Source organism: Priestia sp. YIM B13551, from assembly GCF_042787905.1.
In the GTDB taxonomy this organism is placed as follows: domain Bacteria; phylum Bacillota; class Bacilli; order Bacillales; family Bacillaceae_H; genus Priestia.
In genome coordinates, this window is the sequence record NZ_JBHZOX010000003.1 from 109,734 (window position 1) to 135,028 (window position 25,295).

Genomic DNA, 25,295 nt, shown 5'->3' on the forward strand with positions numbered 1-25,295 from the left:
TTATTCTCCATCCATTAACGTATACTTTCGCTTGTAAAACCGTCGAATTTTATTTTCCGTTGGTTTCTTTTTAATATCAAGCTCCGTAAGCAATTGCTCAAAATATTTTGCTCCTTCATTGGCATCGGTTACTTCGTATTCAAGTTCATAATCCTCAGCACCTAGATAAAAGCTATGATCGAGTACAAGTAACCCGTTTTTATATGGAATTTCTGCTCGACTTGTACGCAAAGTGCCAAAATAAGTTAGCGCATGGCTATCGACTTGTAAATCAGTAATAAGCTGTTGAATTGTTGACGGAATCTTGGCGCTGCCATCTCGCAATTCTTTAGCTTGTTCATTTGTTAATGCTTCATGTGTTTCTAAAAGACCCTCTTGATGAGGCTGTTTGAGCGTGAGAACGGACTTATCTTTTTTGCTTCTAATTCGCAGGGCAGCCCCGCAGTCTTTTAATGAGAAAGCAGGTGTATCAAAATAGTGGTTTTCTTGAGAAACAAACTGATCTTCAGTTAGTTGAAAGTGTGAGCGGAGACGATCAAACTCTTCTTTCGTTACTATATTTTTAAATTCAATTTCAATTTCTTGTTTCAATGAAATCATCCTTTTAATTTAGGTCTTTTGGTAAGGCACTTTCCATCTTAATTTATCACACTTTTTGAGACAGTAAAACTACATTTCCTAACAGGAATAACCATATGGGGAACTTGGAAAATGAAGAAATACGGATTGTTTAGGTTTTACCTTTATTAAACGTTCCTGGAATGTGTTAAAATAGTAACGAATTGTATAGTTGGAAGGAGTTTATTTATGCACAATCGAATTGACATCACTACCTGTGTGATGAAATCAAATGAATTACATTTAAAAGCAGACCCTATTGAGACGGAAATTGAACAATTGGAAGATACAAAACAAATGCTTGTTGACTCAGATAACATGTCATTTGTATATGTTGTAGATATTAATGATCAATTTATGTATGTTGGCCTTAGTGATAATATTTGGGCAAATTTAAAGCACGTCTTACATAAAGATATGAAAGTATTTTTAGAAATTAATAAGAAAGTAATTGAGCTATCAGCCGTTAAAGAAGAGCTATCTTATCTCATCAGTAACATCGAAGGAAATGTGAATTATGGAGACGAGATGGTAGCAAGAGTAGAGGAAGTTTTTTTAGATAAAGAAAATAAGTAATAGAGAGAAAAAAGGGGGGTGTTATTAATGATCAGGCATTGGGATTTATTTTTAGCACCGTATAAACAAGCCGTTGAAGAACTTAAGGTGAAATTAAAGGGAATTCGTTCACAGTATGATATGAAGTCTACACATTCACCTATTGAATTCGTGACGGGACGAGTAAAGCCTATCGCCAGTATTTTGGATAAAGCGACTCGAAAAGGAATTTCTCTCGATCGCTTAGAGGAAGAGATGCAGGACATTGCGGGACTCCGTATGATGTGTCAATTTACGGACGATATTAAAGCGGTCGTAGAGCTCCTTCGTCAGCGAACAGACTTTGAATTGATTGAAGAAAGAGATTATATTCTTCATAAAAAAGAAAGCGGCTATCGTTCATATCATGTGGTCGTATGTTATCCTGTTCAAACAATTAAAGGTGAAAAGAAAATTTTAGTGGAAATTCAAATTCGTACACTGGCTATGAATTTTTGGGCTACAATTGAGCATTCTTTAAATTATAAGTACAGCGGGAAATTTCCTGAGAATATCAAAAAACGACTTCAGCGTGCTTCTGAAGCGGCTACTCAGCTCGATGAAGAAATGTCTCAAATACGAGGTGAGATTCAAGAAGCTCAGGCTATTTTCTCACGAAAAAAAGAATCGGCGGAAGAATCTTAGGTATGACTCAGCAACAGCTTTGTACATTGGATGGATAGGGGGAGAGAATTAGGTGGAGAAAATAAAATTTGCTATTACATCAAAAGGCAACCAAATATCAAATACGCTTATGCAAAAAATGAAAACGTATTTATTAGATTTTCATTTAGAATATGATGAAAACCAGCCTGATATTGTAGTGTCAGTAGGAGGGGATGGAACGCTTCTCTACGCGTTTCACCGCTATCGAAACCGACTTGACAAGACGGCTTTTATTGGGGTTCATACCGGCCATTTAGGCTTTTACGCAGATTGGACACCTGATGAGATTGAGAAGCTGGTGATTGCTATTGCAAAGACACCCTATCAGACTGTAGAGTATCCACTGCTCGAAGTGATTATTCGCTACACAAACGGTGGACGCGAAGCTCGATACTTAGCTCTGAATGAATGTACGGTAAAAAGTGTAGAAGGTTCTTTAGTAATGGATGTGGAAATTAAAGGGCAGCGATTTGAGACATTCCGAGGAGACGGCCTTTGCGTATCCACTCCCTCGGGAAGTACAGCTTACAACAAATCCCTTGGAGGCGCGATTTTACATCCTTCGCTTCAAGCTATTCAAATTGCTGAAATGGCTTCTATTAACAATCGAGTGTTCCGTACGATAGGTTCTCCATTGGTTCTTCCTGGACATCATACAGCGCTGTTAAAGCCTGTCAACGACGCAGACTTTCAAATTACCATTGATCATTTAACTCTTTTACATAAAGATGTAAAGTCGATTCAATTTCGGGTAGCAAGCGAAAAAATTCGATTTGCTCGCTTTCGTGCGTTTCCTTTCTGGCAGCGTGTCAGAGACTCTTTTGTATGTGATGATTAAAGGCAGGGAAGAGAATGAAACAAGTTTTTACGTTGAGTTGGACCGTAGATAATTCTTTCGAGGGTGTAGCGGTTCGTGAATTTTTAAAAGAACATGATATTTCCAAAGCTTCTCTGACGGACATTAAGTTCAGAGGAGGAGCAATTGAAGTAAATGGAAAGCATGCAACGGTTCGATATATTCTGCAAAAAGGTGACGAAATCAAGGTGGCGTTTCCACCAGAAAAAGCAAGTGAAAGTCTTCTTCCTAGAGCTATACCTTTGGATATTGTATACGAAGATGAGTATATATTAGTTTTGAATAAGCAGCCAAAGATGCCAAGTATACCTTCTCGAGAACATCTAACGTGGTCACTAAGTAATGCTGTGCTCTATTATTATGAGGAAAATAACATTAACTCAACTGTTCATCTTGTGAATAGGTTGGACCGAGACACATCTGGGCTGCTTATTGTCGCTAAGCATAGGCACGTTCATTACTTATTCTCTAAAGCACAAAAAGAACATGAAATTAAACGCGTGTACCGAGCTTTTGTTCATGGTAAGCTTGTTGGCAAAGAAACGATAGAGGCACCGATTGGCCGAAAAGAGTCAAGTATCATTGAACGGGAAGTAAGAGAAGATGGGCAGTTTGCTATTACACACTATACGGCGCTTCGTCAGTATTCTTCTTTTACAGAAGTTGCTCTTTCGCTTGAGACGGGGAGAACTCACCAAATTCGTGTTCATATGGCTTATAAAGGATATCCACTGCTTGGAGATACCTTATATGGCGGAACGAATCATCTTATTTCTCGTCAAGCTCTTCACAGCTATGAGCTCACTTTTTTTCATCCTTTTTCACAAAAAACTTTGTCTTTTACAGCACCTTTGCCGCCAGATATGCAGAAACTTCAAATCGTAAAAGAAAGTCGCTTTTTTTAATGAAAAGCGACTTTCTTTTTACACGAAGTGATTAAATTTTTCCTCTACGTAAGGCATAGATGAAGGCACCGATATAATATTCCTTTCAGGATACTGAAACGCCGTTAAAGCCCCTCCAAAAACTGCGCCTGTATCAATATTAATGGTATTATGAATTTTTCTGGCTTTTACTACGGGTGTATGCCCATACACGATAAAAGGTTTTCCATTATAATGTTGGGCCCAATCCCGTCGGACAGGCATGCCGTTTAGATGTTTTTCACCCGTAATGTCTCCGTATAGCACAAAGGTTTTTACTTTTTTATCCGTTCTGCCGATGTATTCAGCTTTAAGACCGGCGTGAGCAATAATTAATTGGTTTTGATCAAGCTGCACATATAGAGGCGATTGCTCATAAAGCTCAATGAACTTTTTCTTAATGAATTTCTGTTCTCTTGAAGGTAAAGCTTCGTACTCAGCAACGGTCGTTTCTAACCCATGAGTAATTTGCACTTTGTTACCGCAAAAGAAGCGATATAGCTTATTGCAGTGATTGCCTGGACAGTAGTAAGCTTGCTGATGCTTTATTACAAGTGACCATACGAGCTCAATCACTTTTAGTGAATGAGGTCCTCGGTCTGTTAAATCACCTACAAATCCAAGGCGCCGTCCGTCAGAGTGGACAGGAATCCCGTCTTGCCACTCATACCCAAGTTTTTCTGTTAACGCTTTTAATTCATCATAGCACCCATGGATATCGCCTATTATATCTACTTTCATCTTTTATCCACATCCTTAAAAGGTTTTTCCTTTGACGATATAAAATTACCCTTATATGGAGCAAACTATGTGTAGAACTTATATATTATTGGGAAAAGAGTAAAGAGCTGTGAGTTGAAAAAAAACAAAATTCATCATAAAGTTAAATGAGTTTTGTGCGACAGGGAGGTTGAAGACATGACAGATTCAATTGAAAAAGAAGAAAAGGCATGGTTCGCCGAACATTTATTATCACTTTTAGAAAAAAATGAAATCGATGCATTTCGTGAAGAATTTTTACATATGCATACGTATGACCAAGCTCAATTTTTTGAAGAATTAGATGAGCGTTCTAGATTTGCGCTGTACGAGATGTTATCTCCGGAAGAAATGGCGGATATCTTTGAAAATGTAGAGATACGAGAAGAAGATTATCAAGAAATTCTCTCAGAGATGCATCCCAATTTTGCAGCAGACATGCTGTCGGAAATGTCGGCGGATGATGCCGTTGACGTATTAAATGAATTGGATAAAGAACAAGTGGCGAGCTATTTAACGATTATGGATGAAGAAGCAGCCGATGAAATTAAAGAGCTGCTTCATTACGAGGAATATACCGCTGGAAGTATTATGACGACTGAGTTTGTGTCCATTCGTGAAAATCAAACCGTACATTCAGCCATGCACATTCTACGCAGGGAAGCTCCAGAAGCGGAAACGATTTACTATGTATTTGTTATTGATGAACAAAAGCATCTAGCAGGTGTTATTTCTCTTCGTGATTTAATTATAGCAGATGAAGATACGATGATAAGCGAAGTTATGAATGAACGAGTCGTATCTGTGTCAGTAGCAGAAGACCAAGAAGAAGTTGCGCGTATTATGCGCGATTACAACTTTCTTGCGCTTCCAGTTGTTGATTTTCAGCAGCATCTTCTCGGGATCATTACGGTTGATGATGTGATGGACGTTCTTGATGAAGAGGCATCGGATGACTATTCTAAATTAGCGGGTATTAGTGATGTAGATGATACGATTGACCACAATCCTTTAGTAGCGGCCAAAAAGAGGCTGCCTTGGCTTATCATTTTGCTGTTTTTAGGAATGATGACAGCGAGTTTAATTGGACGTTTTGAAGATACGTTGAATCAAGTAGCTATTTTAGCTGTATTTATACCTTTGATTGGCGGTATGGCTGGTAATACAGGAACACAGGCACTAGCCGTTGCGGTTCGCGGACTGGCGACGGGAGAAATCGAAGAAGAAAGCAAATTTAAGCTGTTAATCCGAGAAGCAGCTACCGGAATGATTACGGGCGCATCATGCGGACTTTTAGTTGTATTAATTGTTTATATTTGGCAAGGTGATCTTATTTTAGGCGCTTTGGTAGGCGTCTCTGTATTTTCAACATTGATTGTGGCTACACTAGCAGGAGCGTTTATCCCGCTTCTCATGCACAGGTTCAAAATTGACCCTGCAGTCGCATCAGGACCATTTATTACAACGATCAATGATCTTATCAGTATTTTAATTTACTTCGGTCTAGCGACAACATTTATGAGTTATTTAAAATAATGAAAGGACTTTAGAATTCGACATGAGTAATCATGTCGGATTTTCATTATCAGTTCATATAGTTGACAGAGAACCTTCAAGCTTTTATGATTAACCTTTAATTTTGAATACTAACGTCTTCGTTTTATAAATAGCGAAGGTAAAAGGAGGGGAATCTAATGGAACAGCACGCGTCCTTTACATCACTTGTTATCGTCATTAGTTTGGCCTTTTTAACGCCTATACTGTTGCATCGGTTTAAACTCAACATTATACCTGTAGTCGTAGCTGAAATTATTATGGGATTAATTATAGGGAAAAGTGGTTTTGACCTTGTGGAGCAGGATATGTGGCTTGAAACACTTTCCACTCTAGGCTTTATCTTTTTGATGTTTTTAAGTGGTTTAGAAATTGATTTTTCTGCTTTTGCTGGAGGAAATTCAAAAGACAAAAAGGTATCAGGAGCGAAGGTGCCAAATGCTTTTTCCATTTCTATACTAGTGTTTGCAGCTATCTTTGCGGTTTCACTATTTTTGTCCTATGTTTTTGTATGGACAGGTTTTATTGATAACGCCTTTTTGATGACGCTTATTATTTCTACCATTTCACTAGGAGTAGTAGTGCCGACATTAAAAGATGCACAGATTATGAAAAAGCCGATTGGACAAACCATTTTATTGATTGCGGTTATTGCGGACTTAGTCACGATGATTTTACTAGCCGTATTTGCTTCCGTCTATGATAAATCAGGAAATAGCAATACATGGTTGATTTTAATCTTATTTGGAGTAGGAGTGATTTTATACTTCATAGGGAAGCAGTTTAAAAACCGATCGTTTCTTGAGACAATGTCTAAAGGTACAATTCAAATCGACACGCGCGCGGTATTTGCACTCATTATTATTCTGGTGGGTCTTTCGGAGTCAATTGGTGTTGAAAACATTTTAGGCGCTTTTTTAGCGGGATCACTCGTTTCTCTTCTTGCGCCTAACAAAAACTTAGTTCATAAATTAGATTCGTTTGGCTACGGATTTTTAATTCCTATCTTTTTCGTGATGGTAGGAGTGAAGCTTGACGTTTGGTCATTGTTCAGTGATAAAAAAGTGCTGATATTAATGCCTTTATTATTCATTGCACTGTTGATATCCAAGCTAGTCCCAGCGTTAATCTTAAGAAAATGGTATGATATGAAAACCGTTTTGGCATCGGGTTTTCTTTTAACATCGACTTTATCACTCGTTATTGCGGCAGCAACGGTTGGTGAAAATATTGGTGTTATTGATTCACAAATGTCCGGTGCGCTGATTTTGGTGGCGATTATTACATGTATTATTACACCTATTATCTTTAGAAAGCTGTTTCCAAAGCCAGAAATCAGTGACAGAAAGCTGAAGGTTAATATGCTCGGTGCAAATCAATTTACACTCCCGGTTATTCGAGAAATGGATCTTGATTTATATGATGTTACGATTTATCATCCTACTCAGGACAAAATTGAAAACCGTACGTCGGATTCCATTTTTAATATCGTCGACATCGATGGATATAGTAAGGAAACTTTAATACGTATGGGGATTTTAGATGCGGATGTATTAGTTGTAACAACAGGGGAAGAAGAAAGAAATAGCGACATTGCTCTATTTGCAAAAGAATATGGTACAGAACGGGTTATTGCCCGCGTAGAAAGTCCTGTATTAGATGAAAAGATGAAAGAAAATAACATTGAAGTTTTTTCTGTGCTGTTATCTACGACTGCATTGCTAAAAGCTTTAATCGAATCGCCAAATATTTTAAATATCTTAACGAATCAAGAAACAGCACTTTATCAAATTAATATGCGTAACCCTAAATACGAGGGGGTAGAGCTTCGTAAGTTCCCATTTACAGGAGATGTGATTTTTGTTCGAATCTTTAGAGGCAAAGATTCCATTGTACCTCATGGCGATACAGAGCTTGAATTTGATGATCGTTTGATTGTAACGGGGTCTCGTTCGTATGTGAATGAATTGCGTATGCTTCTTGAGTATAAAATTAGATAAAGGTATCTAGGTAGGTTTAGTTTTCTATCTTATTGAATGAGAAGAAGAGGCTAGGACAAAAGTATTTTAGCTCAAGTAAAAAAACGAACCACTGATCAAAATGTTTGATTAGTGGTTCGTTTTTTTTGTTGCGGTGTAACAAGCGGTTCAGCTCATGTGTCCCATTTGTGCGTCTTTAGATTGAATTAATTTAGTTATGTCTCAACCTCTTTTATTGTGTTTTCTCAAATGCTGGAAACAAAAGTACAGCGCTGCTTTTGGTGTTAAAAAGGCTACCGCAAAAAAATAAACAAGTTTTTCCGTGTTCAAGCATACATTTTTAAAAGAACGATAACAAGCAATTGGAGGTATGCTTCATGACTAACTCAAAATCTAAGTCAGAAGAAAACGAGCCGCTAATGTACATTGTCCAGCCAAACGCTACGCAAAACCAGCGTTCTATGCAATATTATTTTAGTTCAAAACAGCAAGACAATAAAGGAATAGAGAAAGAGCACGTGTTAAAAGAAGAGCCCAGCTTTTCTTCCATTCAAGAAGTCAAAGAGCCTGACGTAGAAAAAGTGGAAGAGATTAAGCAAGAAAAAGAGGAAGAGCGTTCAATTGTTCCCGTGGATATACCGCAATCAGAGACTAAAAAGCCAAATAAAATGTTTCAGTCTATGACGATTAAAGAAAAAGTTGAATTTCTATGCAGCTTCCCGTCTCATATGTCTCAGCCAATTTGTGAAATTACGTGTCAAAACCAAAAATATATAGGAACAATTTTAGAATTAAAAGAAGGAAATTTATACGTAAGCGTTCCTCCTAATAAAGAGAAAACAGTATTGACATTTCATGATATTCAGACCATATCTATCGTTAAAATTTAAGTAACTCTAAAAGCTAACAGTGAAGAAGCACGTTAGCTTTTATTTTCATAAGTTTGTGAATGCACGGAGGAATGAAGATGACATGGATTTATCTAACATTATTTGTCTTTGCGACATTTCGACTTACTCGTCTAATTGTTTTTGATAAAATTACAGCGTTTATTCGTAAACCATTTCATAAAATCGTAGAAGATCAAGATGAACAAGGAAATACGGTAACTTATCTAGAGATAAAAGGGAAGGGACTGCAAAAGTGGATTGGAGAGCTGCTCAGCTGTTATTGGTGTACGGGCATATGGTGTGCGGTAGGGATTTATTTTAGTTATGTAGCGGTCCCGCATATTGCTATTCCTATCATTACAATCTTAGCTATTGCAGGATGTGCAGGAATTATAGAATCTTTTATGAAATAAATGGACGAGTTAAAAGACATATTGAACATCAATATGTCTTTTAATAATTAAGGGAAATTTAGCACTACTTTATTAAAAAAAGGAATGCCTTCTTGCCACTCTTCGCTATAAAAAAAGCCTTCTAGAATAAATGAAGTCGTATCAGAGGACAGCGGAATGACTACTTGAAAAGAGTCAAATAGTAATTTGTCTTTTGGCTTTAATACGGTTTGCTTAATAGGTTTGATCCAATATTCACCGTCATTTTGAATTTTTTCGTTCCATTTTGGATGAGCATAGCGCCATTCTAAAGAAGAAGAGGGGATACTAGAAACTTCAATGTCTTTTTCATCAATGATCTTCCCGCTTAATATAGCCGAAGCAGTGGGTTTCATTTTTAAGCAAAGCACCGGAGAGCGTAAAGTACTGCTCGTTTGATTTTGAATAATTACGTTGCCGAATATCATCAGCTCGCTTTCATCTTGTTCTGGCAGCAGTATAGAATGTTGAAAGAAACAGAGGATATCACTCTTTTCAAACCTTTCCACAGGTTTTTCCACAATTTTTTCGATTACTTTTTCCACAATCTTTTCTTCAATAACGGGCTGTTTTCTCGAGGCTTTTTCCCGAAATGCTTCTGCAATAATTTTTTGTTCAGAAAGCTCGTTTCTTAGTAAATCCAGCTCTTTTTCTAATCCTTCAATTTCTACTTCCTTTTCAGATGTAGAAAGCGTCTCAGCGTGTTTTTTCTTCCAAAACGATGTATTTTCTTTTTCTCGTTCTAAAGCTCGTTCATAGCTTTTTAATTGGTTTTGCACGTGCCGAATTTCCGATTTATAGTGAATGAGCTTTTGTTTTAATTGAGTTAAATCATCTTTAGGGGAAGGGGAGTTACGACTCATCTAGTAGTCTCCTTTCCTGCTGAGCTATGAATTAATTTTGTCACCTGAGCTGCCCATAGCAGTTTTATTTATATGTATGCACAAAGCTTGTAAACGATGAAAAAAGAGGAGAAATATTCTCCTCTGATAGAGTATTTAATTAATCGAAATCTGTTTCAAAGGAACTTTCATAGCTCCTTTCATCACATTCATCGTGATGATGTTTTCCAGGGAAGATAGCTTCACATTGAGGTGGATATTCGACAGGTAAGCAACCAACATTGGATGGGTCGATAATTTCAGGCCGAGGATAGCAGAAGCTGCCTTCCACTTCAATTTTTACGTCTTTTTCGATTTGTATACTTAAACATAATACGATATCGAAGCTTAGCAGTTGTAAACGTCCGTGTGATAATCTTATAGAACCTCCTGTTCCTTCAAAAGAATCTAGGTGTACAACTGGTTCAGTGCCTTCAGGAGCACAAAGATAAAACGTTTGATGTGTTTTCCATGGGATATTACAAGAAGTAAATTCATGATGTTTTTGATGATTACCTAAATCAATTAACTTAATCTTGTAAAAACCACTTATTGATAATTTAACTTCATGAAGAACAACACTTTCTCCATCGGGTAAAATAATTGTTCGAGGGCGGCGACCTCCGTGCGGCACAAGTTCAATTACTTTATCCAGTGCGTCTTCATCTGAAGGATCCACAGGCGTACCATGGCAATCTGTTAAAATAATTTCAACTTCTACGTCATCTCCTAAACCTTTAAGCACATGTTCATTAAATAACGAAGTGTCATGGGTAAAAATTTGTGGTAAAACGACTTGACGTCTAACCCAGTCGTACACTTTAGGTACGCGGATACACAATGATTCAAAAAGTTCTCCCATTTTTAAACCTCCTAATTGTAATTGTCCTTCCTTTACGCTTTTCGTTACTAGGTATCGGACTACTATAGTGTATGAATGACCTGCTTTTATGTTCCTTAGTAAAAGCGGAATTTATCGGAATAAATTCTAGTTGAAGCGAGCATAAAAAATGAAGGAAATAATAAACTCAATTACAGCATATTCATGTTAATAAAAAGTGTTATTCATCTTTAACTGATTTTTTAGAAGTAGTGGGTTATTTATAATAGAGGAGTGAAGGGCATGAGTGAGGAAAAAACAAAACAATATATTGCTTCATTGAAGTCAGAACTGACCTTTTATAAAGAAGAATATCAAAAATTCAAGCATCAAGAATTTGAATATGAAGATATTAAGGAAGAGTTAGCGGAATTAAAGCAAAAGCATGAAGAAGAAAAAAAGAAGCTAGAGGAAAAAATAGATTGGCTTAAAGCATGCGTCAATGAACAAAAACCAAAAACCGAACAGTCCATTGTACAGTACAATCATCAAGCTCAAGGGACAATTCAAGAACTGCAAAAACGGCTACGTGAAGTGACAGAGCAAAAGGGAGGAGAAAGATCAAGAGTAAGAAAGCCAAAAAACAGCACGGATTTATTTTTGTCCATGCAGCGCAAAATGGACAAATAAGATAGAACGTCTTTCTTTAGTCCTGAATATAATGTTATATAGATAGGATGCTGTGAAAAGGAGGGAAACATGATGTATTATAATTATAATCCTAATCAATACCCTCAGCCCCTGCCTTATCATCCACAACCAATGACAAAACAATCGGTGAAGAAAGGGCAGGCTATTCCTAAGCCAGTCCAGTACCCTTCTCCAAAACAAGGTGGTTGCGGCTGTGGTTCAAAGTTACCAAAGCGATAAGCAATAGAAGCATTGTCACTCGGACAATGCTTTTTTACATAGAGTGGAGAGAGGTGTAGAGATGCCGGACTTTTTCGATGAATTTGAACGTTTTTTTGAACAGCATATGATGGGAGAACATCGAAAGAGAATGAAAGAGGTAGAAAAAGCAGAAAAGCAGATGGAACAGCAAGAGAGGAAACTGCAGCAAAATGTAAAAAGACTTGATGAGCAAGATGCTGAAGATCCGTTTGGACAATGAAATTTAATGTACACAGTTGAAAAGCCCATACAAAATCATTTGAGCGAACATACAGTATAGAGAGTAAAACAGAGGGGGTGTAATATTATGGGTTGCGGATTTGGCTACGGTGGTTGTGGTTACGGTGGTGGCTACGGCGGTGGTTTTGCGTTAATCGTTGTATTATTCATTCTATTAATTATTGTTGGTTGTGTTTGTTTTTACAATTAATCCCTTCTATGAATAAGGCACCGAAAAGTGCGGGTGAAGTTTCACTGGCACTTTATTTTTTTATTAAATGTAAAGGGCACCATCTAGGCACATGGTGCATACGATGAAGTATAAATAAAGGAGGTCATGCAAAATGGATAATAATATGTTTAAAAATATAGAAAAGAAAACAGGCGTTAATATGAAGGATATTTTTGAACTTGCGAATTCTGTACAAAATGCTAATTTTAAAGATGAGCAAACGGTGCGTAATATTGTGAAGCGAGTAGCACAAATTGCGAATAAGCCAATTTCAAAACAAAAAGAAGAACAAATTGTTAAGGCGATTGCAAACAATAATCAATCCATTGATTTTGCGACCATCGCTAAAATGCTAAATGAGAAAAAATAATTTAATGTTTTCATATAAAGCCCTGACGTGTCAGGGCTTTTTTCCATTTATGCAATTTCATTTGTTTGAAATGCGTTAGAATCAAGATCAAACAGTTCCGGATGCTGTGCTAAGTAATTAATTTCTTTAATACGATGGAGCGATAGGGGGGTGAGTTGAAGTAGCTTGATTCAACCACATAAAAAAACCTTTTTCCTGTGAGTGCGTATGAACAAATTCCTCCTGATTTACTTTTTTATTTAGACAATTACCAACCGCAAGTATAGTGAGTGCTTGCGTGGCAGCTTTTGCATCACCAATCGCAACGGAAGCTATGCGATCACACGTATATTCACAGGCCCTAGAATAAGCTTTTCCTAAAAAAGGAACCCAAAGAGCAGGTAGAATAAGTGAGTGGTAGAGTGTATGCTTACGTTTGATATGAACTAATTCGTGGGCAATAATAAAAGAAAGTTCTTTTTCTTGATTATCTTCAATCATTTCAACAATGTCGGAGTATAAAACGACAAAGTGGCGTCCAAAAAAACGTGTAGCAAATGCGTTTAACAAGCCGCCTGATTGAACAATATAAATATCGGGCAGCTCTAAATCCAGCTCTGAAGATAAATGTTTTGCCTGATGATAAGTTTGCGGGAACTGCTTCTCTGTCAATCTAACCCCATTATTGCGAATTTGAGCAATAGAGAAACCGTGGAGTATAAATGTAATTAAAAAACCGATTACAAGGTAGATAATACCAACGAGTGAAATAATTAAAAAGAAATAGGTTAATAAGCTGATAATCATACACAGAATGAAAAAAATTTTTCATTTTCATGAATAAGCTTTGCGTTCAATAATGAAGCCCCCTAAAATATAGTAGTACAGTACATAACGTAGTGTAACGCATCTACTTGTTAATATCTACCTTTTAGTGGAATATTTGGTTAATAATAGGTGGTGAGAATATTAGTTATGGACGCTAGCTTGAAGTAAGAAAAAGAGGTTGAAACATAACTACAGGAATCCAATTTAAAGACGAACAATCTGGATACATGATCTGGACTGCTTGCTCGGCCGCTGTTGCTTTCCGTGAAAGGCTTCGCTTTCCGCAGGCGGCCGATGAGCCTCCTCGTCGCTTGCGCTCCTGCTGCGGGGTCTCATCTGTCCCGCTGTTCCCGCAGGAGTCTTCGCCTTGCCCTCCAACCAACAGCTAGAAGCACCTGCGTTCACCATGATTATAAAAAAACGAACTATTTATCCGTTTTTGATAGATAGTTCGTGTTTCACTTTAATGAAACTACTTTTGTCCCAGCCTGTTTTTCCTTTACACTTTTTTTATAAACGACTTCAGGAATCTTGAAGGATAAGCAGTTTTACCTCTTCTAGTTTGCGGAACGGATAAGTAAAGTGAATTTTGTGCACGCGTCATTGCTACATATAAAAGGCGGCGTTCTTCTTGAAGCGGCACATCATCTCCCCCTCGATAAGCTTCGAGTGCATAATCATGAGGCAATCCTCCGTCTACACTGCTCAGTACGTATACATGCTTATATTCAAGACCCTTTGCTCGGTGAATTGTGGTTAGCTGAATACTTTCATTAAATTGCTTGCTTAAAGCTTTCATCTCTGTGTTCATGGCAATCATATGATCCACATGCTCTAAGAGTTCAGGGACGGTTTTGAATTTACGTGCTACAACTTTTAAATCCCGCACGTCATCTGAACCTTTTTCCATCATATTTCCTTCATTTCCGCGTTTTTTAACAAAATCATCGAATCCCATATCTTTAGAAATCGTCTCAAGTGCCAAAGAAGGAGACATTGATTCTAGCGACTTGAATAAAGGAATTACTTTCTTGAGCTTTTTTTGCTGAAACGGTTTTAAATCTTGAAGATACTCAAGCGCATCAATAAATGTACCATCATGAAGAATACTTGCTGCTTTTAAGTCATTGACCGCTGTTTTCTTTAAAAAGAGCGCGTTTACTAAATCTTGTAGTGAACTTGCGTCATTTGGATTCACGCTTAAGCGTAGAAATGAAAGTAAACTTCGAACCATTCGTCTTTTATAAAACGAATCCGCATCTTGTTCGATTGAAAATGGCAGGTTTGACTGCGATAAACGTTCAAAGATGGCGCGTGAAGAAGCGTGAGTTCGGTACAAGACCGCGAAGTCAGTTGGAGAAGCCCCTTGCTTAATCTTTTCTTTTATATCCGTTACAATCATTGTTGCTTCTTCTTCTTCGTCGTATGGAAAGAAGAATGTAGGTCGCAACTCATTGTCAAACTGGGCAGCCATTTCTTTTTGTCGGCGCGCTGTATTTCGTGCAATGACTTTATTAGCGGAAGAAACGATGGCGTGAGCTGAACGATAATTTTGGTTTAACGTAATAACAGTTGTATTAGCAAAATCTTTTTCAAAGTTTAAAATGAACGAAGGGTCGCTTCCACGGAAAGCGTAAATTGATTGATCATCATCTCCGACGACACACAAGTTTTTAGAGTCTTCACTTAGCATTTTCATAATTTTATATTGAACTTTATTGATATCTTGAAATTCGTCAATTAAAAAATAGCGAAACCTTTTTTGATAACGAGTTAGTAAATCGGGATTTTGTTTTAGCATTTCATAACATCCATACAGCATGTCATCAAAATCGAATAGCTGCTTTTGTTTTTTGACTTCTTCATAGCGACGATATAAAAAGTGCACATCTTGTTCCCATTTGTCTTTTGGGCGAACATCTTTCACGCCAACAAGCGTGTTTTTCCAATAGCCGATTTGCTGAAGTGCCTGATCAAACGGAAAATCTTTTTCATCCACGTGGAGCTCTCTTGCTGCTTCTTTCACAATCTGTTCTTTTTGCCAATCCCATTTTAGCAGGCGGTCCATTTGCCACGCTTGAGGATTATGATGAACAATCATACGTAAGAAAATGCTGTGAAAAGTTCCAACTAGCATTTGACGAAGATGTAAGCCGGACATCTTTGGGTATGTAGCCAATCGTTCTTTCATTTCTTTAGCTGATTTAGCCGTGAAAGTCACCAGCATAATGGATTTTGGATCAATTTGTTTTTCTTGTATCATATATGCGGTGCGAGCTGTTAATACACGCGTTTTTCCGCTTCCTGCACCGGCTAGAATAAGGAGCGGTCCTTCTGAATGTGTAACAGCTTTCCATTGGTTCGAATCTAATTCAATACCGCTCTCTTTAAATTCATTTAAATAAGGAGAGTCAGAGTGTTTAGGAACAGCTGGTTTTAAGCGAAAAGCAGGAACACTTGAAAAAGGTGCGGAAGACCTCCATGTCGCTTTCTCTTTTACAGTTGAACTTTTCTCACCAATAGCTCGTCCTTTAGGAATACGAAATCCATTGGTTTCTCTGTATTCAGCCGGATTTTCTTTTATATGTTGTACAGCTGTTGTTTCTGATAGTGTGTCTGAACACTCTTCTCTTTCATGGGGAACTTGAGCATGATAAAAGTAAGGAGAATGCTTAATCCCCAGATATAATTTAACTGGTTCTCCGCAGTGAGCACACGTCATTTCTCCTTGGAGACTAGCTTCATATAAATATTGAAATCGGTCTCTAGCCGTTATAGCAAGATTAAGTATCTGATTTTGATAAAGTGCACGTTGCAAAAAACATGGCCTCCTTTTTAAAACATGAATAATCAATAGTAAATAAGAGGGAGTTAAAGCAAGAAGCCGCTCTCGTTCTACATCGATATAGATGTGTGTATATGCACAGTTTTTGTTTTATAGTCAAAGTCTATCATATCAAAATCATCTTTTTTTAAAAAGAGCACGGATATTTTTGGAGGGATAGGATGTAAAAAAGGGTATATATTGAATAAGACATCACATATGTTCAAAAAAGGCGGTATAGATACAAGGTGCCATCTGTTTTGAACAAGTCTAAAGTAGAGGGTTTAAGTGAGCTGTTTTAATGTCGATACTTCTTGAGAAAAATACTGAGGTCTGGGAGTAGAAGGTATCTTGAAAAAGAGGAGGGTTCATATGGGATATATACTGCCCGTCACACCTTATCAATCTATTCAATATGCAAATCGCCTTCAAAAAAATAATGCTTCTTTTTCAAATCGTATTTGGCCTATTGAGAAAAAAAGCTTTGACAAAGAGTTTGAATCGCGTTCTCACTCACTGGAATTGACGCCAAGTTCATTACAAAAGCGAAAAAAGTTTCAAGCAGCAGAGCGTGTATACAGCAAGCTAACAAATAAGGGCCTAGTGATTAATACACGTGTCTAATAGAAAAAATCGTGAACGTAGCAGAATGAATGCGTTCACGATTTTCTAACAAAGTAATGAACAAGTAAAAAACATCTTAGTAAGATTCAATAAAAAGTGTACTGCCCTGCTGCCATTCAGCATAAAGCACCTGTTTATAGTCGGTAAATCCCTGTTTTTTCAACTGTGTCTTTAGCCAGTCTTCATCAAAGCCTGACTGAATCAAGTTTTTCAAAAGCAAACGTCCATCACTGACGAAGGCGATAGATAAAACAGGTTCAGAAGGAGGGAGCTGCAGGTCGCTTCTTGTTGGCTTAGCATAATCAGATTTTGGCAATACGCTTAGTGATCCATCTGTTTCTAAAATCGCATATTCAACTTCACGAATGGAAAATATGTCTTTTGAACGAAGCATATGAAGAAGCTGATCGATATCTAATCGATTTTTGCTAAGTTCTTTGTACGAAATTTTCCCTTTTCGAATAATAATAGATGGCCGTCCTTCTAAAAACAAGCGCAGGCGAATATTTTTTTGAGTAACAACTTCGGTGACATAAATAAGCGCTCCCCAAAAGATAACAGCAAATAAAATTTTGCCTATTCCTACTTCTGAGTCATATAACGCATTTCCTACTAACTCTCCTAATACAAGAGCAGAGATAAAATCAAAAGTGGTAAGCTGAGTGATCGTCGCTCTGCCTAAAAATTTAGTTAAAATAAACAAGCAGATAAATCCGATAAAGAGTTCTAGTGCAATTCCGATAAGTTCATCCATATTTTCACCTAATTCACATGATTAGGTATTAGTATAAGCAAAGCAAAGGTTCTTATCCTTTAAAAAAGCAAAAACACCAGGTTCAATTCCTAGTGTTTTTTACTTAGTTTCTTTACCATCTCTACATGTGGAATTCCAGCATCCATAAACTCACCCGAAACCGTTACGTAGCCTAGCTTTTTATAAAATCCTTCCGCATGCGTTTGAGCATGCAGCTTAATCTTTTCAATCTCATGCTCTGCTGCGAGCTCTTCTAACTTATCCATCAAAAGCTTTCCTACACCGTCTTTTCGATAAGAAGAAAGAACGCAGATTCGTTCGGCTTTTCCATAGTCCTCTACCATACGGAAGCGTCCTGCCCCAATTGGTGCAGTTCCTTTGTATACAACTAAATGCAGGGCTTCGGAATCGTATTCATCGATTTCTTGCTCTACATCAACCTGCTGTTCTTCTACAAATACTTTTTGACGTACGAAGTAAGCATCAGAATGATCTTGTTTGTTCGTTAGTACTTTGATGTTCACGTATCTTATCCCTTTCCAAGACGAAATGTTTCAAACACAGTCCATGTTTCATTTTCAAGCTGGTACATTAAATGAAAGCGATCCACTGTTTCTTCATGAGCGACATCTACAAGCTTCAACTGGCTATACACATCTAAGTGCTCATCATCTGAAAGGCGTTGACCAATAGTGATGTGCGGAATAAATGAATACTCGGTTGGCTGTTCGAGATTGCCTTCATGAAGTTTATTGTAAAGTGACGTCAGTTCTGGTTTTTGTTCCACTTTTAAGTAAATAACGTTATTGGCTGGTGAAAATGAGCTTACTTTCGTTACATTTAATGTAAATGGATTTGTTTCTTCGGCAATTTTACGCAAGTTAGCCGCAATTTCATCAATTTGGTCTTCTGTAGCTTCAAAGACTTCTTTTAATGTAAGATGAGGCGGAATTAATGAATAGTGAGAATCATAGCGCTTTCGATAAGAATTCGCTACATCTTGCAATTTTTTAGATGGAAAAAGTACAACGCCAAATTTCATAAAAAATCCCTCCAAAGTAAGATCATAAAATATGTATAAAGCGAGCTTATTATAACAAATTTTCAAAAAATATGATATCTTTCTACTTCAGCATATATTGAAGCGAACGCTTTACGTCTTTTTGCCAGTATTTCCACGTATGATTTCCATTAAATTCTTCGTAGAAAACAGAATATCCACGCTGCTTCATTTGTTCGTGCAACAGGCGGTTAGGCTCAATAAAATTCAATATACCATCTTGTGTTGTTTTTACATCCGTTTCTTCAGTTCCAATAACATGATACAAATCCAGAAGTGAAGGAGAAGCAAATGAGTTGACCGTTTGTAATACAGCATCGTTCACGAAAGGAGAATGCATAATTACTTTCCCGAACGTGTGAGGATACGCAATTGCCGTCAGCAGGGAAACTGTAGCAGCAAGCGAATCACCAATTAGAACACGCGATTTTCCCATTTGATATGTAGGATATGTTTTATCCAAAAATGGCACAAGTTCATGTGCTAAAAAGCGAATGTACGCATCTACTTGATTTCCTTCTGGATGATACTTATCGCGTCTGTCTTCCACACTTTTATATGGAATTCCAACAAAAATAGTACGATCGATTTCCGACTCGTTCATTAAATCATCAATTAAACGAGGTGTCCGTCCGTACATAACATAATCTTTTCCGTCTTGGGCAATAAGTAAGGAATACTTATAGAGCGTAGAATAGTTTGACGGCAAATAGACTAGTAACGTGACATCTTCTTGCAGCGCGTCACTATAAAAAGAAATTTCTTCTAACTTCCGCTTACTTTCTGACATGAATAATCGACTCCTATGCATTTGAATGAAAGCGTTACCTTTATTGTAACACATTTTCTAATAACCGTTCTTTATTTTATTGTAACGATTTTTTTAGCGAATGACGAGAAAGAGGCATGCATCATTAAAAAAGCGCTTCAAAATCGACTGAAGCGCTTTTGGTTAATCTAATTTTTTCATTTTTTTAAACATAGCTTTTTCTGCTTGGCTGGCTTTTTCTAGCGGCTTCTTCGTATATTCCTCTTCTTTTTCATCAATAGAAACCAATTCTGTGTCATTTTTTACATAACTTCGGATATTGCGAGCACCGAAATAGCCGTTTACATCTTCTAAAATAGGCTTGTTTTCTTTTTGATCATAAAGAGTATATGAATTCTCTTCCTTAGCGATAGCGTAGTGATTCCCTGCTAGCAGAGCTACGGCTTCTTTTTCGCTTTTTCCAAAAGTAGACATGAGAAACAGAACGATTAAGACGATAAAGAAAAGGGCTGTTGCGCCAATGAAAAATAATAATAAGCCTCTGCTAAATTTACTTTGTTTTTCTTCCACAGTAGACAAACCTCCTGATTAGATAATTTCATTATAGCAAGTAAATGTAATGAGCGCCTAAAGAGATATGTGACGAGTTTATGAATTCAGGTGGATGAAACAAAAAAGGTTTTTAGCTCCTCTCATCGAATTTAATATAAAGAGAGACAACAACTTGAAAAGGAGAGAGAGACATGACAGCGAAAAAAATCCCAACGAGCAAAGAAGTAGCAAAGGCAACATTTGATTTGCTAGAAGAGCGTGGCGTAACAGTTTTGGATATTGCTGAAATTGTGTATGATTTACAGCTTCCTTATCATCCAGCTCTAACCATTCAGGAATGCGCTGAAAGCGTAGAAAGAGTACTGCAAAAGAGAGAAATTCAGCATGCGCTTCTAGTTGGAATCGAACTTGATAAGTTAGCTGAGCAAAATAAATTATCAGAACCTCTTCAAAGTATTGTAGAACAAGACGAAGGGTTGTTTGGTGTTGACGAAACGATTGCTCTAGGTGCCGTTTTAACCTATGGCAGTATCGCTGTGACGACCTTTGGCTATTTAGATAAAGTAAAAGTAGGCATTATTGAAAAGCTGGACTGTAAAAAAGAAAAAGGAGTTAATACCTTTTTAGATGATTTAGTAGCGAGCGTAGCTTCTAGTGCGGCAAGTCGTTTAGCTCACCGTCAGCGTGATGAACAAGAACAGCTGCAAGAAGGCAATCCGGCTACGTAATAAACTTCTTTTAGTATGTATATAAGCTGCGTAAATTAACGCGTCGAAATGATTTAGTCTTTTATTTGAATAACGGAGACTAGGCACGTATCACCTACGTGTCTAGTCTCCGTTAATAGAACGATTTATGGCTGTAGTGAAGTAGTCATAAGGTAGCTTAAGTTTTTCAGCCCCAGACTTTCATAAAAAGCACGTGCTTTCTCGTTAAATGCCCATACGGTAAGCTGGAGGTCATTTGCTCCTTTTTGTACAGCCCACTGTTTTGTAGCAGAAAAAAGACCTTTTCCGACGCCATAATTTTGAAAGCCTTTCTTAACGCCAAAATATTGGATGTACGCTGTGTAGGAAAGAGGAGCTAATGTGGTGGGAGGGTTATATTTTAATTCAACAACAGACGCCCCAATAATTTGATTTCGATATTGAGCTACAAGAATATCAATGGTTGCATAATAAAGAGTAGCTTGATATTGTTCCGGAGATAAAACAGCCATTTGATTATCAAACATAGAAGGAAGCGCATTTGCGTGGAGTTCTAGTGATTCCCCTAATATTTTATTTACTTCTGTATAATCATCTAGTTTTGCAGTGCGATAGATAATATCCATACACACTTCACCTACTTTTTAAAAGTTGTGCTTTATCATATGTAGTAACTTAGAAAATGTTAAATGAGAATTAAAACCTGAAAATTTTAAGCGAAGAACTGCACTAAACAGAGCATATATTCTATGCTCTGTTTGGTGTTATAGTTGAAGAATATATAAGGGCGAAACATTAAATTCTAGTTTCAGCAATGGCATCGCGTACTTTTTCAAGCGAGTGTTTAGAGGCATCTTTATTCGCAATCATTACATTAACGTACAAAGCATCAATGAGGCTTAGCTGTCCAATTCTCGAGGCAAGAGCTTCAGATCGATATTCTGTTTCTTCTGAACTCGTATAAAGAGAAACATCGACATTTTGGCTTAATGGAGATTTTGGAAAACCCGTAATACCGATCGTTTTGGCACCGTTCGCTTTTGCTGTATTTAAAATGTTCATCGTGTCTTTATTTGTTCCAGAATGAGAAATCACTACCGCTACATCCTGTTTTGTTAATTGAGAAGCGGACATAAGCTGGAAGTGGGAATCAATAAATGCAAACGTTTTAATTCCTGTTCGAACAAATTTATGAAAAGCATCCATAGCCACTACGGAAGAACCGCCCGTGCCATAAAACTGAACTTTATCCGCCTTCATAAGAAGTTTAACGGCTTTTTCAATAGCGTTGCTTTCTAGTATTTGTAATGTATTTTCAAGCGTTCGCACATTGGAGCGAAAGATTTTTTCAGCAATCGTTTTTTCATTATCCGTTTCAGCAATTTCCTCGTGAATCTGCTGAATAGGCGTCATAATTTCAGCAGCCAGCGCTATTTTCATCGCTTGATAGCCCTTGAAGCCAATTCGTTTACAAAAGCGAAAGACTGTTGCATCAGCTACATTTAAATCGTCTGCCACTTCGTTAATGGTACTGTGAATAATTTGTTCCGGCTGTTCTAAAATATAATTTGCTATTTTTTTCTCTTTTTCACTGAATCTAGCATAGTGAGAACGAATTTTTCCTAAGCAATTTTGCGTCATAACTGATGTTCCTTTCCACGAATTTAGTAGTAAAAAGAGTATAGCACAAAAATATGAGTGAAAAAAATTTTCTTGTAAACGATTGCAAAATGAAAAATAATTCGTATAATGGAGGTAATGTGAAATTTTTTTTCAAAGGGAGTTTGTAAAATGAAAATTGGATTAATCGGTTTAGGAAAAATGGGATATAATTTATCATTAAATTTAATGGACAACCATCATGAAGTAGTAGCTTATGATGTAAATAAAGAAGCGGTAGAAAAACTTTCAAATGAAGGAGCAAATGGTGCCTTTACTGTTGAAGAGTTAGTCAATGAACTGCCCCCTTCACCTAAAGTTGTATGGATTATGGTTCCAGCTGGAGAAGTAACGGAAAATGTTATTACAGAACTAAAAGAACTTCTGTCAGAAGGAGATATTATAATAGATGGAGGAAACTCTAATTATAAAGAATCTGTTCGACGTGCTCAAGATCTTCAGGAAAAAGGTATTTACTTCTTTGATGTAGGGACAAGCGGCGGAATGGAAGGCGCAAGAAACGGAGCGTGTACAATGATCGGTGGAGATGCGGAAGTATTCCGTACAATTGAACCGATTTTTAATGATATTTGCGTAGAAAATGGATTTATGTACGCAGGTAAAAGCGGAAGCGGTCACTTTTTAAAAATGGTTCACAATGGTGTAGAATATGGAATGATGCAATCCATTGCTGAAGGGTTTGAAGTTCTGGAAAAAAGTCAGTTTGATTTCGACTATGAAGCCGTAGCGCGCGTTTGGAATAACGGATCTGTTGTTCGTTCTTGGTTAATGGAACTAACGGAAAATGCGTTTTCAAAAGATCCTAAACTAGATAGTATTAAAGGAGTCATGCAGTCTTCTGGTGAAGGGAAATGGACCGTAGAGACTGCTCTTGATCTTCAAACGGCAACTCCTGTTATTGCTTTATCGCTAATGATGCGCTATCGTTCATTAGAGGAAGATACATTTACAGGAAAAGTTGTAGCAGCACTTCGAAATGAATTCGGCGGTCACGGTGTTGTAAATAAGTAAAGTAGTAAAGTAGGGGGACAGCAGCATGAGCAAAAAATATGCAATAGGTGTAGATATCGGAACAACGAGTACAAAGTCTGTATTGTTTTCAGTAGACGGTACAGTCATTGCGAATCATGGGATTGAGTATCCATTATACTCGCCGACGCCCGCGATGGCTGAGCAAGATCCTGAAGAAATTTTCCAAGCAGTTGTACGTACAATTCAAACGGTTGTAAAAACGAGCGATGTAAAACCTGAGGATATTTTATGCGTTTCATTCAGCTCAGCTATGCACAGTGTTATTGCCGTTGATCAGCAGGGAAAACCGCTGACAAAATGTATCACGTGGGCGGATAATAGAAGTGCAGAATGGACGGAAAAAATTAAAAATGAATACAATGGTCATGAGATTTATTTGCGTACGGGTACGCCTATTCATCCGATGTCGCCGCTTTCCAAGCTAACATGGCTTTCTAATGAACAGCCTGAATTAGTGAAGGGAACGCATAAGTTTATTTCGATTAAAGAATATGTATTCTTTAAGTTGTTTAACGAATATGTTATCGACTATTCGATTGCATCAGCAACGGGTTTGTTTAATCTGAAAAATCTTGCGTGGGATGAAGAAGCACTTAAAGTAGCAGGTGTTACAACCGATCAGTTATCTACTCCTGTTTCAACAATGCATCAGTTAAAAGGGTTAAACCCAGAGCTTGCAGTTGACATGCATTTACTTCCGGATACGCCCTTTATTGTAGGTGCAAGTGACGGTGTATTATCAAATTTAGGCGTAAATGCAATTGAACCAGGCGTTGTTGCTGTGACAATCGGGACAAGCGGAGCTATTCGAGCAGTGACTGACAAGCCAGTAGTCGATCCCAAAGGTCGTATTTTCTGTTATGCGTTGACAGAAGACCACTGGGTAATTGGCGGCCCAGTAAATAACGGAGGTATGATTTTCAGATGGGCTCGCGATCAGTTTGGAGCGTCTGAAGTAGAAACAGCTAAACGCCTTGGAAAAGATCCGTATGAAGTATTAACGGATATTGCGGCTTTAGTGAAACCGGGAGCGGACGGCTTATTGTTTCATCCATACCTTTCAGGAGAGCGTGCGCCGCTTTGGGATGCAAATGCTAAAGGTTCATTCTTTGGCCTAGGTTTGCATCATAAAAAAGAACATATGATTCGTGCTGTATTAGAAGGCGTTATTTTTAACTTGTATACAGTATTATTGGCACTTGAAGAGTTAATTGGAGAGCCTACAAAAATTCAGGCAACAGGCGGATTTGCACGTTCCGCACTTTGGCGTCAAATGATGGCAGATATTTTTAACCAAGAAGTATCCGTGCCGGAAAGTTTTGAAAGTTCATGTCTAGGAGCAGTTATCCTTGGCTTATATAGCCTTGGCGAAGTTGACTCATTAAACGTTGTTTCTGATATGGTTGGAGCGACTAATCATCATTATCCAATCAAAGAAAACAGTGAAGTATATAAAGAGTTAACGGCTATCTATATTCGTTTGGCTCGCTTATTTAAAGAAGAATACGAAAGCATTACGGCTTTTCAAAAAAAATATGTACATTAAGTTCAAAAATCATCGCTTGAAGTTTTCAAGCGATGATTTTTTGTGTGTTAGGTTATCTAACAACAAAAAGAGTTGACACTACACAATATATAAAAGTTCCCTCAAATAATGTTACAATTTGTCCAGTGTATCCCCGTTTCGCATTAAATATAATAAGGGATAACGTTAGTATTTATCACATACTAGAAGGAATCGTC

At 37.4% G+C, this 25,295-nt stretch carries 31 protein-coding genes; 17 read left to right on the top strand and 14 right to left on the bottom strand.

Features of this window, described 5'->3' with window-relative positions:
* Nucleotides 1-591, bottom strand: coding sequence for a CYTH domain-containing protein (locus tag ACFX4N_RS17585; protein WP_029324774.1), 591 nt, complete (start codon nt 589-591; stop codon nt 1-3).
* Nucleotides 592-807: 216 nt separating this feature from the next.
* Between ACFX4N_RS17585 and ACFX4N_RS17590 the strand changes: the two genes are divergently transcribed.
* From ACFX4N_RS17590 to ACFX4N_RS17605, 4 genes are all read left to right on the top strand, one after another.
* The gene (locus ACFX4N_RS17590) at nt 808-1,194 is read left to right on the top strand and encodes a UPF0738 family protein (RefSeq protein WP_013055436.1); all 387 of its coding nucleotides are present in this window, start codon (nt 808-810) and stop codon (nt 1,192-1,194) included.
* Nucleotides 1,195-1,221: 27 nt separating this feature from the next.
* Nucleotides 1,222-1,857, top strand: coding sequence for a GTP diphosphokinase (yjbM, locus tag ACFX4N_RS17595; RefSeq protein ID WP_014461566.1), 636 nt, complete (start codon nt 1,222-1,224; stop codon nt 1,855-1,857).
* A 61-nt stretch (nt 1,858-1,918) separates the two neighbouring features.
* Complete coding sequence (locus ACFX4N_RS17600) at nt 1,919-2,716, top strand: NAD kinase (protein WP_025749877.1); 798 nt, start codon at nt 1,919-1,921, stop codon at nt 2,714-2,716.
* A gap of 14 nt (nt 2,717-2,730) precedes the next feature.
* On the top strand, nt 2,731-3,639 hold the full coding sequence (locus ACFX4N_RS17605) for an RluA family pseudouridine synthase (RefSeq protein ID WP_192100506.1): 909 nt from the start codon (nt 2,731-2,733) through the stop codon (nt 3,637-3,639).
* Between the two features lie 18 nt (nt 3,640-3,657).
* On the opposite strand, the gene prpE is transcribed toward ACFX4N_RS17605, so the two are convergent.
* The gene (gene prpE, locus ACFX4N_RS17610; RefSeq protein ID WP_025749875.1) at nt 3,658-4,398 is read right to left on the bottom strand and encodes a bis(5'-nucleosyl)-tetraphosphatase PrpE; all 741 of its coding nucleotides are present in this window, start codon (nt 4,396-4,398) and stop codon (nt 3,658-3,660) included.
* A gap of 177 nt (nt 4,399-4,575) precedes the next feature.
* On the opposite strand from prpE, the gene mgtE reads away from it, so the two are divergent.
* From mgtE to ACFX4N_RS17630, 4 genes are all read left to right on the top strand, one after another.
* The gene (gene mgtE, locus ACFX4N_RS17615) at nt 4,576-5,952 is read left to right on the top strand and encodes a magnesium transporter (protein ID WP_057274299.1); all 1,377 of its coding nucleotides are present in this window, start codon (nt 4,576-4,578) and stop codon (nt 5,950-5,952) included.
* A gap of 158 nt (nt 5,953-6,110) precedes the next feature.
* Nucleotides 6,111-7,970, top strand: coding sequence for a monovalent cation:proton antiporter family protein (locus ACFX4N_RS17620; protein ID WP_013055442.1), 1,860 nt, complete (start codon nt 6,111-6,113; stop codon nt 7,968-7,970).
* Between the two features lie 356 nt (nt 7,971-8,326).
* Entirely contained in the window at nt 8,327-8,839 is a 513-nt protein-coding gene (locus ACFX4N_RS17625) for a CotO family spore coat protein (protein ID WP_192100507.1), read from the top strand.
* Between the two features lie 77 nt (nt 8,840-8,916).
* Nucleotides 8,917-9,252, top strand: coding sequence for a DUF1360 domain-containing protein (locus tag ACFX4N_RS17630; protein ID WP_034267630.1), 336 nt, complete (start codon nt 8,917-8,919; stop codon nt 9,250-9,252).
* Between the two features lie 47 nt (nt 9,253-9,299).
* Here the strand turns inward: ACFX4N_RS17630 and ACFX4N_RS17635 are convergent, their stop codons facing one another.
* Both ACFX4N_RS17635 and ACFX4N_RS17640 read right to left on the bottom strand, forming a co-directional pair.
* Nucleotides 9,300-10,133: an OmpH family outer membrane protein gene (locus tag ACFX4N_RS17635; RefSeq protein ID WP_057239455.1), complete on the bottom strand. Its 834-nt coding sequence runs from the start codon at nt 10,131-10,133 to the stop codon at nt 9,300-9,302.
* A gap of 139 nt (nt 10,134-10,272) precedes the next feature.
* Nucleotides 10,273-11,013: a BMQ_0737 family morphogenetic spore coat protein gene (locus tag ACFX4N_RS17640; protein ID WP_057274302.1), complete on the bottom strand. Its 741-nt coding sequence runs from the start codon at nt 11,011-11,013 to the stop codon at nt 10,273-10,275.
* 261 nt (nt 11,014-11,274) lie between these two features.
* Here ACFX4N_RS17640 and ACFX4N_RS17645 point away from each other — a divergent pair, with 261 nt between their 5' ends.
* The 5 genes from ACFX4N_RS17645 (at nt 11,275) to spoVIF (ending at nt 12,743) form a co-directional block, all read left to right on the top strand.
* A complete protein-coding gene (locus tag ACFX4N_RS17645; protein ID WP_057274303.1) occupies nt 11,275-11,661 on the top strand; it encodes a hypothetical protein in 387 nt (128 codons plus the stop codon).
* A gap of 72 nt (nt 11,662-11,733) precedes the next feature.
* A complete protein-coding gene (locus ACFX4N_RS17650) occupies nt 11,734-11,901 on the top strand; it encodes a hypothetical protein (protein WP_200960422.1) in 168 nt (55 codons plus the stop codon).
* 43 nt (nt 11,902-11,944) lie between these two features.
* Nucleotides 11,945-12,142, top strand: a complete 198-nt coding sequence (locus ACFX4N_RS17655) for a hypothetical protein (protein WP_232217001.1) — start codon at nt 11,945-11,947, stop codon at nt 12,140-12,142.
* Nucleotides 12,143-12,229: 87 nt separating this feature from the next.
* Entirely contained in the window at nt 12,230-12,352 is a 123-nt protein-coding gene (locus tag ACFX4N_RS17660) for a YjcZ family sporulation protein (protein ID WP_013055448.1), read from the top strand.
* A gap of 133 nt (nt 12,353-12,485) precedes the next feature.
* Nucleotides 12,486-12,743 (top strand): sporulation-specific transcription regulator SpoVIF, encoded by a 258-nt coding sequence (gene spoVIF, locus ACFX4N_RS17665; protein WP_013055449.1) that lies wholly within the window; start codon nt 12,486-12,488, stop codon nt 12,741-12,743.
* Between the two features lie 126 nt (nt 12,744-12,869).
* Here the strand turns inward: spoVIF and ACFX4N_RS17670 are convergent, their stop codons facing one another.
* From ACFX4N_RS17670 to ACFX4N_RS17680, 3 genes are all read right to left on the bottom strand, one after another.
* Complete coding sequence (locus tag ACFX4N_RS17670) at nt 12,870-13,529, bottom strand: M48 family metallopeptidase (protein WP_328262808.1); 660 nt, start codon at nt 13,527-13,529, stop codon at nt 12,870-12,872.
* Nucleotides 13,530-13,704: 175 nt separating this feature from the next.
* Nucleotides 13,705-13,932: a hypothetical protein gene (locus ACFX4N_RS17675; protein ID WP_192100508.1), complete on the bottom strand. Its 228-nt coding sequence runs from the start codon at nt 13,930-13,932 to the stop codon at nt 13,705-13,707.
* A 117-nt stretch (nt 13,933-14,049) separates the two neighbouring features.
* Nucleotides 14,050-16,368 (bottom strand): UvrD-helicase domain-containing protein, encoded by a 2,319-nt coding sequence (locus ACFX4N_RS17680; RefSeq protein WP_274588881.1) that lies wholly within the window; start codon nt 16,366-16,368, stop codon nt 14,050-14,052.
* A 378-nt stretch (nt 16,369-16,746) separates the two neighbouring features.
* Here ACFX4N_RS17680 and ACFX4N_RS17685 point away from each other — a divergent pair, with 378 nt between their 5' ends.
* Nucleotides 16,747-16,998, top strand: a complete 252-nt coding sequence (locus ACFX4N_RS17685; RefSeq protein WP_057274306.1) for a hypothetical protein — start codon at nt 16,747-16,749, stop codon at nt 16,996-16,998.
* 76 nt (nt 16,999-17,074) lie between these two features.
* Here the strand turns inward: ACFX4N_RS17685 and ACFX4N_RS17690 are convergent, their stop codons facing one another.
* The 5 genes from ACFX4N_RS17690 to ACFX4N_RS17710 all read right to left on the bottom strand — a co-directional run bounded on the left by ACFX4N_RS17690 (nt 17,075) and on the right by ACFX4N_RS17710 (nt 20,151).
* A complete protein-coding gene (locus ACFX4N_RS17690) occupies nt 17,075-17,752 on the bottom strand; it encodes a DUF421 domain-containing protein (protein ID WP_029324783.1) in 678 nt (225 codons plus the stop codon).
* A gap of 89 nt (nt 17,753-17,841) precedes the next feature.
* Nucleotides 17,842-18,276, bottom strand: a complete 435-nt coding sequence (locus tag ACFX4N_RS17695; RefSeq protein ID WP_013055454.1) for a GNAT family N-acetyltransferase — start codon at nt 18,274-18,276, stop codon at nt 17,842-17,844.
* A 5-nt stretch (nt 18,277-18,281) separates the two neighbouring features.
* Nucleotides 18,282-18,794, bottom strand: a complete 513-nt coding sequence (locus ACFX4N_RS17700) for a YjcG family protein (RefSeq protein WP_013055455.1) — start codon at nt 18,792-18,794, stop codon at nt 18,282-18,284.
* Between the two features lie 82 nt (nt 18,795-18,876).
* The gene (locus tag ACFX4N_RS17705; RefSeq protein WP_028407496.1) at nt 18,877-19,602 is read right to left on the bottom strand and encodes an alpha/beta hydrolase; all 726 of its coding nucleotides are present in this window, start codon (nt 19,600-19,602) and stop codon (nt 18,877-18,879) included.
* A 162-nt stretch (nt 19,603-19,764) separates the two neighbouring features.
* A complete protein-coding gene (locus ACFX4N_RS17710) occupies nt 19,765-20,151 on the bottom strand; it encodes a hypothetical protein (protein ID WP_377261908.1) in 387 nt (128 codons plus the stop codon).
* A 173-nt stretch (nt 20,152-20,324) separates the two neighbouring features.
* Here ACFX4N_RS17710 and ACFX4N_RS17715 point away from each other — a divergent pair, with 173 nt between their 5' ends.
* The gene (locus tag ACFX4N_RS17715) at nt 20,325-20,861 is read left to right on the top strand and encodes a phosphatidylglycerophosphatase A family protein (RefSeq protein ID WP_013055458.1); all 537 of its coding nucleotides are present in this window, start codon (nt 20,325-20,327) and stop codon (nt 20,859-20,861) included.
* A gap of 125 nt (nt 20,862-20,986) precedes the next feature.
* Here the strand turns inward: ACFX4N_RS17715 and ACFX4N_RS17720 are convergent, their stop codons facing one another.
* Both ACFX4N_RS17720 and ACFX4N_RS17725 read right to left on the bottom strand, forming a co-directional pair.
* Complete coding sequence (locus tag ACFX4N_RS17720; protein ID WP_013055459.1) at nt 20,987-21,466, bottom strand: GNAT family N-acetyltransferase; 480 nt, start codon at nt 21,464-21,466, stop codon at nt 20,987-20,989.
* A gap of 169 nt (nt 21,467-21,635) precedes the next feature.
* Nucleotides 21,636-22,481, bottom strand: a complete 846-nt coding sequence (locus ACFX4N_RS17725) for a MurR/RpiR family transcriptional regulator (protein ID WP_013055460.1) — start codon at nt 22,479-22,481, stop codon at nt 21,636-21,638.
* A 150-nt stretch (nt 22,482-22,631) separates the two neighbouring features.
* Here ACFX4N_RS17725 and gnd point away from each other — a divergent pair, with 150 nt between their 5' ends.
* Nucleotides 22,632-23,531: a phosphogluconate dehydrogenase (NAD(+)-dependent, decarboxylating) gene (gnd, locus tag ACFX4N_RS17730; protein ID WP_057274308.1), complete on the top strand. Its 900-nt coding sequence runs from the start codon at nt 22,632-22,634 to the stop codon at nt 23,529-23,531.
* 25 nt (nt 23,532-23,556) lie between these two features.
* Nucleotides 23,557-25,098, top strand: a complete 1,542-nt coding sequence (gntK, locus tag ACFX4N_RS17735; RefSeq protein WP_013055462.1) for a gluconokinase — start codon at nt 23,557-23,559, stop codon at nt 25,096-25,098.
* Nucleotides 25,099-25,295 lie beyond the last annotated feature (197 nt).

Coding starts and splice junctions, on each gene's coding strand:
- spoVIF (WP_013055449.1), top strand. CDS start 12,486: ATGGATAATAATATGTTTAAAAATATAGAAAAGAAAACAGGCGTTAAT.
- ACFX4N_RS17705 (WP_028407496.1), bottom strand. CDS start 19,602: ATGTCAGAAAGTAAGCGGAAGTTAGAAGAAATTTCTTTTTATAGTGAC.
- prpE (WP_025749875.1), bottom strand. CDS start 4,398: ATGAAAGTAGATATAATAGGCGATATCCATGGGTGCTATGATGAATTA.
- gntK (WP_013055462.1), top strand. CDS start 23,557: ATGAGCAAAAAATATGCAATAGGTGTAGATATCGGAACAACGAGTACA.
- ACFX4N_RS17700 (WP_013055455.1), bottom strand. CDS start 18,794: ATGAAATTTGGCGTTGTACTTTTTCCATCTAAAAAATTGCAAGATGTA.
- ACFX4N_RS17625 (WP_192100507.1), top strand. CDS start 8,327: ATGACTAACTCAAAATCTAAGTCAGAAGAAAACGAGCCGCTAATGTAC.
- ACFX4N_RS17660 (WP_013055448.1), top strand. CDS start 12,230: ATGGGTTGCGGATTTGGCTACGGTGGTTGTGGTTACGGTGGTGGCTAC.
- gnd (WP_057274308.1), top strand. CDS start 22,632: ATGAAAATTGGATTAATCGGTTTAGGAAAAATGGGATATAATTTATCA.
- ACFX4N_RS17715 (WP_013055458.1), top strand. CDS start 20,325: ATGACAGCGAAAAAAATCCCAACGAGCAAAGAAGTAGCAAAGGCAACA.
- ACFX4N_RS17720 (WP_013055459.1), bottom strand. CDS start 21,466: ATGGATATTATCTATCGCACTGCAAAACTAGATGATTATACAGAAGTA.
- ACFX4N_RS17690 (WP_029324783.1), bottom strand. CDS start 17,752: ATGGATGAACTTATCGGAATTGCACTAGAACTCTTTATCGGATTTATC.
- mgtE (WP_057274299.1), top strand. CDS start 4,576: ATGACAGATTCAATTGAAAAAGAAGAAAAGGCATGGTTCGCCGAACAT.
- ACFX4N_RS17645 (WP_057274303.1), top strand. CDS start 11,275: ATGAGTGAGGAAAAAACAAAACAATATATTGCTTCATTGAAGTCAGAA.
- ACFX4N_RS17670 (WP_328262808.1), bottom strand. CDS start 13,529: ATGATTATCAGCTTATTAACCTATTTCTTTTTAATTATTTCACTCGTT.
- ACFX4N_RS17640 (WP_057274302.1), bottom strand. CDS start 11,013: ATGGGAGAACTTTTTGAATCATTGTGTATCCGCGTACCTAAAGTGTAC.
- yjbM (WP_014461566.1), top strand. CDS start 1,222: ATGATCAGGCATTGGGATTTATTTTTAGCACCGTATAAACAAGCCGTT.
- ACFX4N_RS17590 (WP_013055436.1), top strand. CDS start 808: ATGCACAATCGAATTGACATCACTACCTGTGTGATGAAATCAAATGAA.
- ACFX4N_RS17620 (WP_013055442.1), top strand. CDS start 6,111: ATGGAACAGCACGCGTCCTTTACATCACTTGTTATCGTCATTAGTTTG.
- ACFX4N_RS17605 (WP_192100506.1), top strand. CDS start 2,731: ATGAAACAAGTTTTTACGTTGAGTTGGACCGTAGATAATTCTTTCGAG.
- ACFX4N_RS17685 (WP_057274306.1), top strand. CDS start 16,747: ATGGGATATATACTGCCCGTCACACCTTATCAATCTATTCAATATGCA.
- ACFX4N_RS17630 (WP_034267630.1), top strand. CDS start 8,917: ATGACATGGATTTATCTAACATTATTTGTCTTTGCGACATTTCGACTT.
- ACFX4N_RS17725 (WP_013055460.1), bottom strand. CDS start 22,481: ATGACGCAAAATTGCTTAGGAAAAATTCGTTCTCACTATGCTAGATTC.
- ACFX4N_RS17635 (WP_057239455.1), bottom strand. CDS start 10,133: ATGAGTCGTAACTCCCCTTCCCCTAAAGATGATTTAACTCAATTAAAA.
- ACFX4N_RS17650 (WP_200960422.1), top strand. CDS start 11,734: ATGTATTATAATTATAATCCTAATCAATACCCTCAGCCCCTGCCTTAT.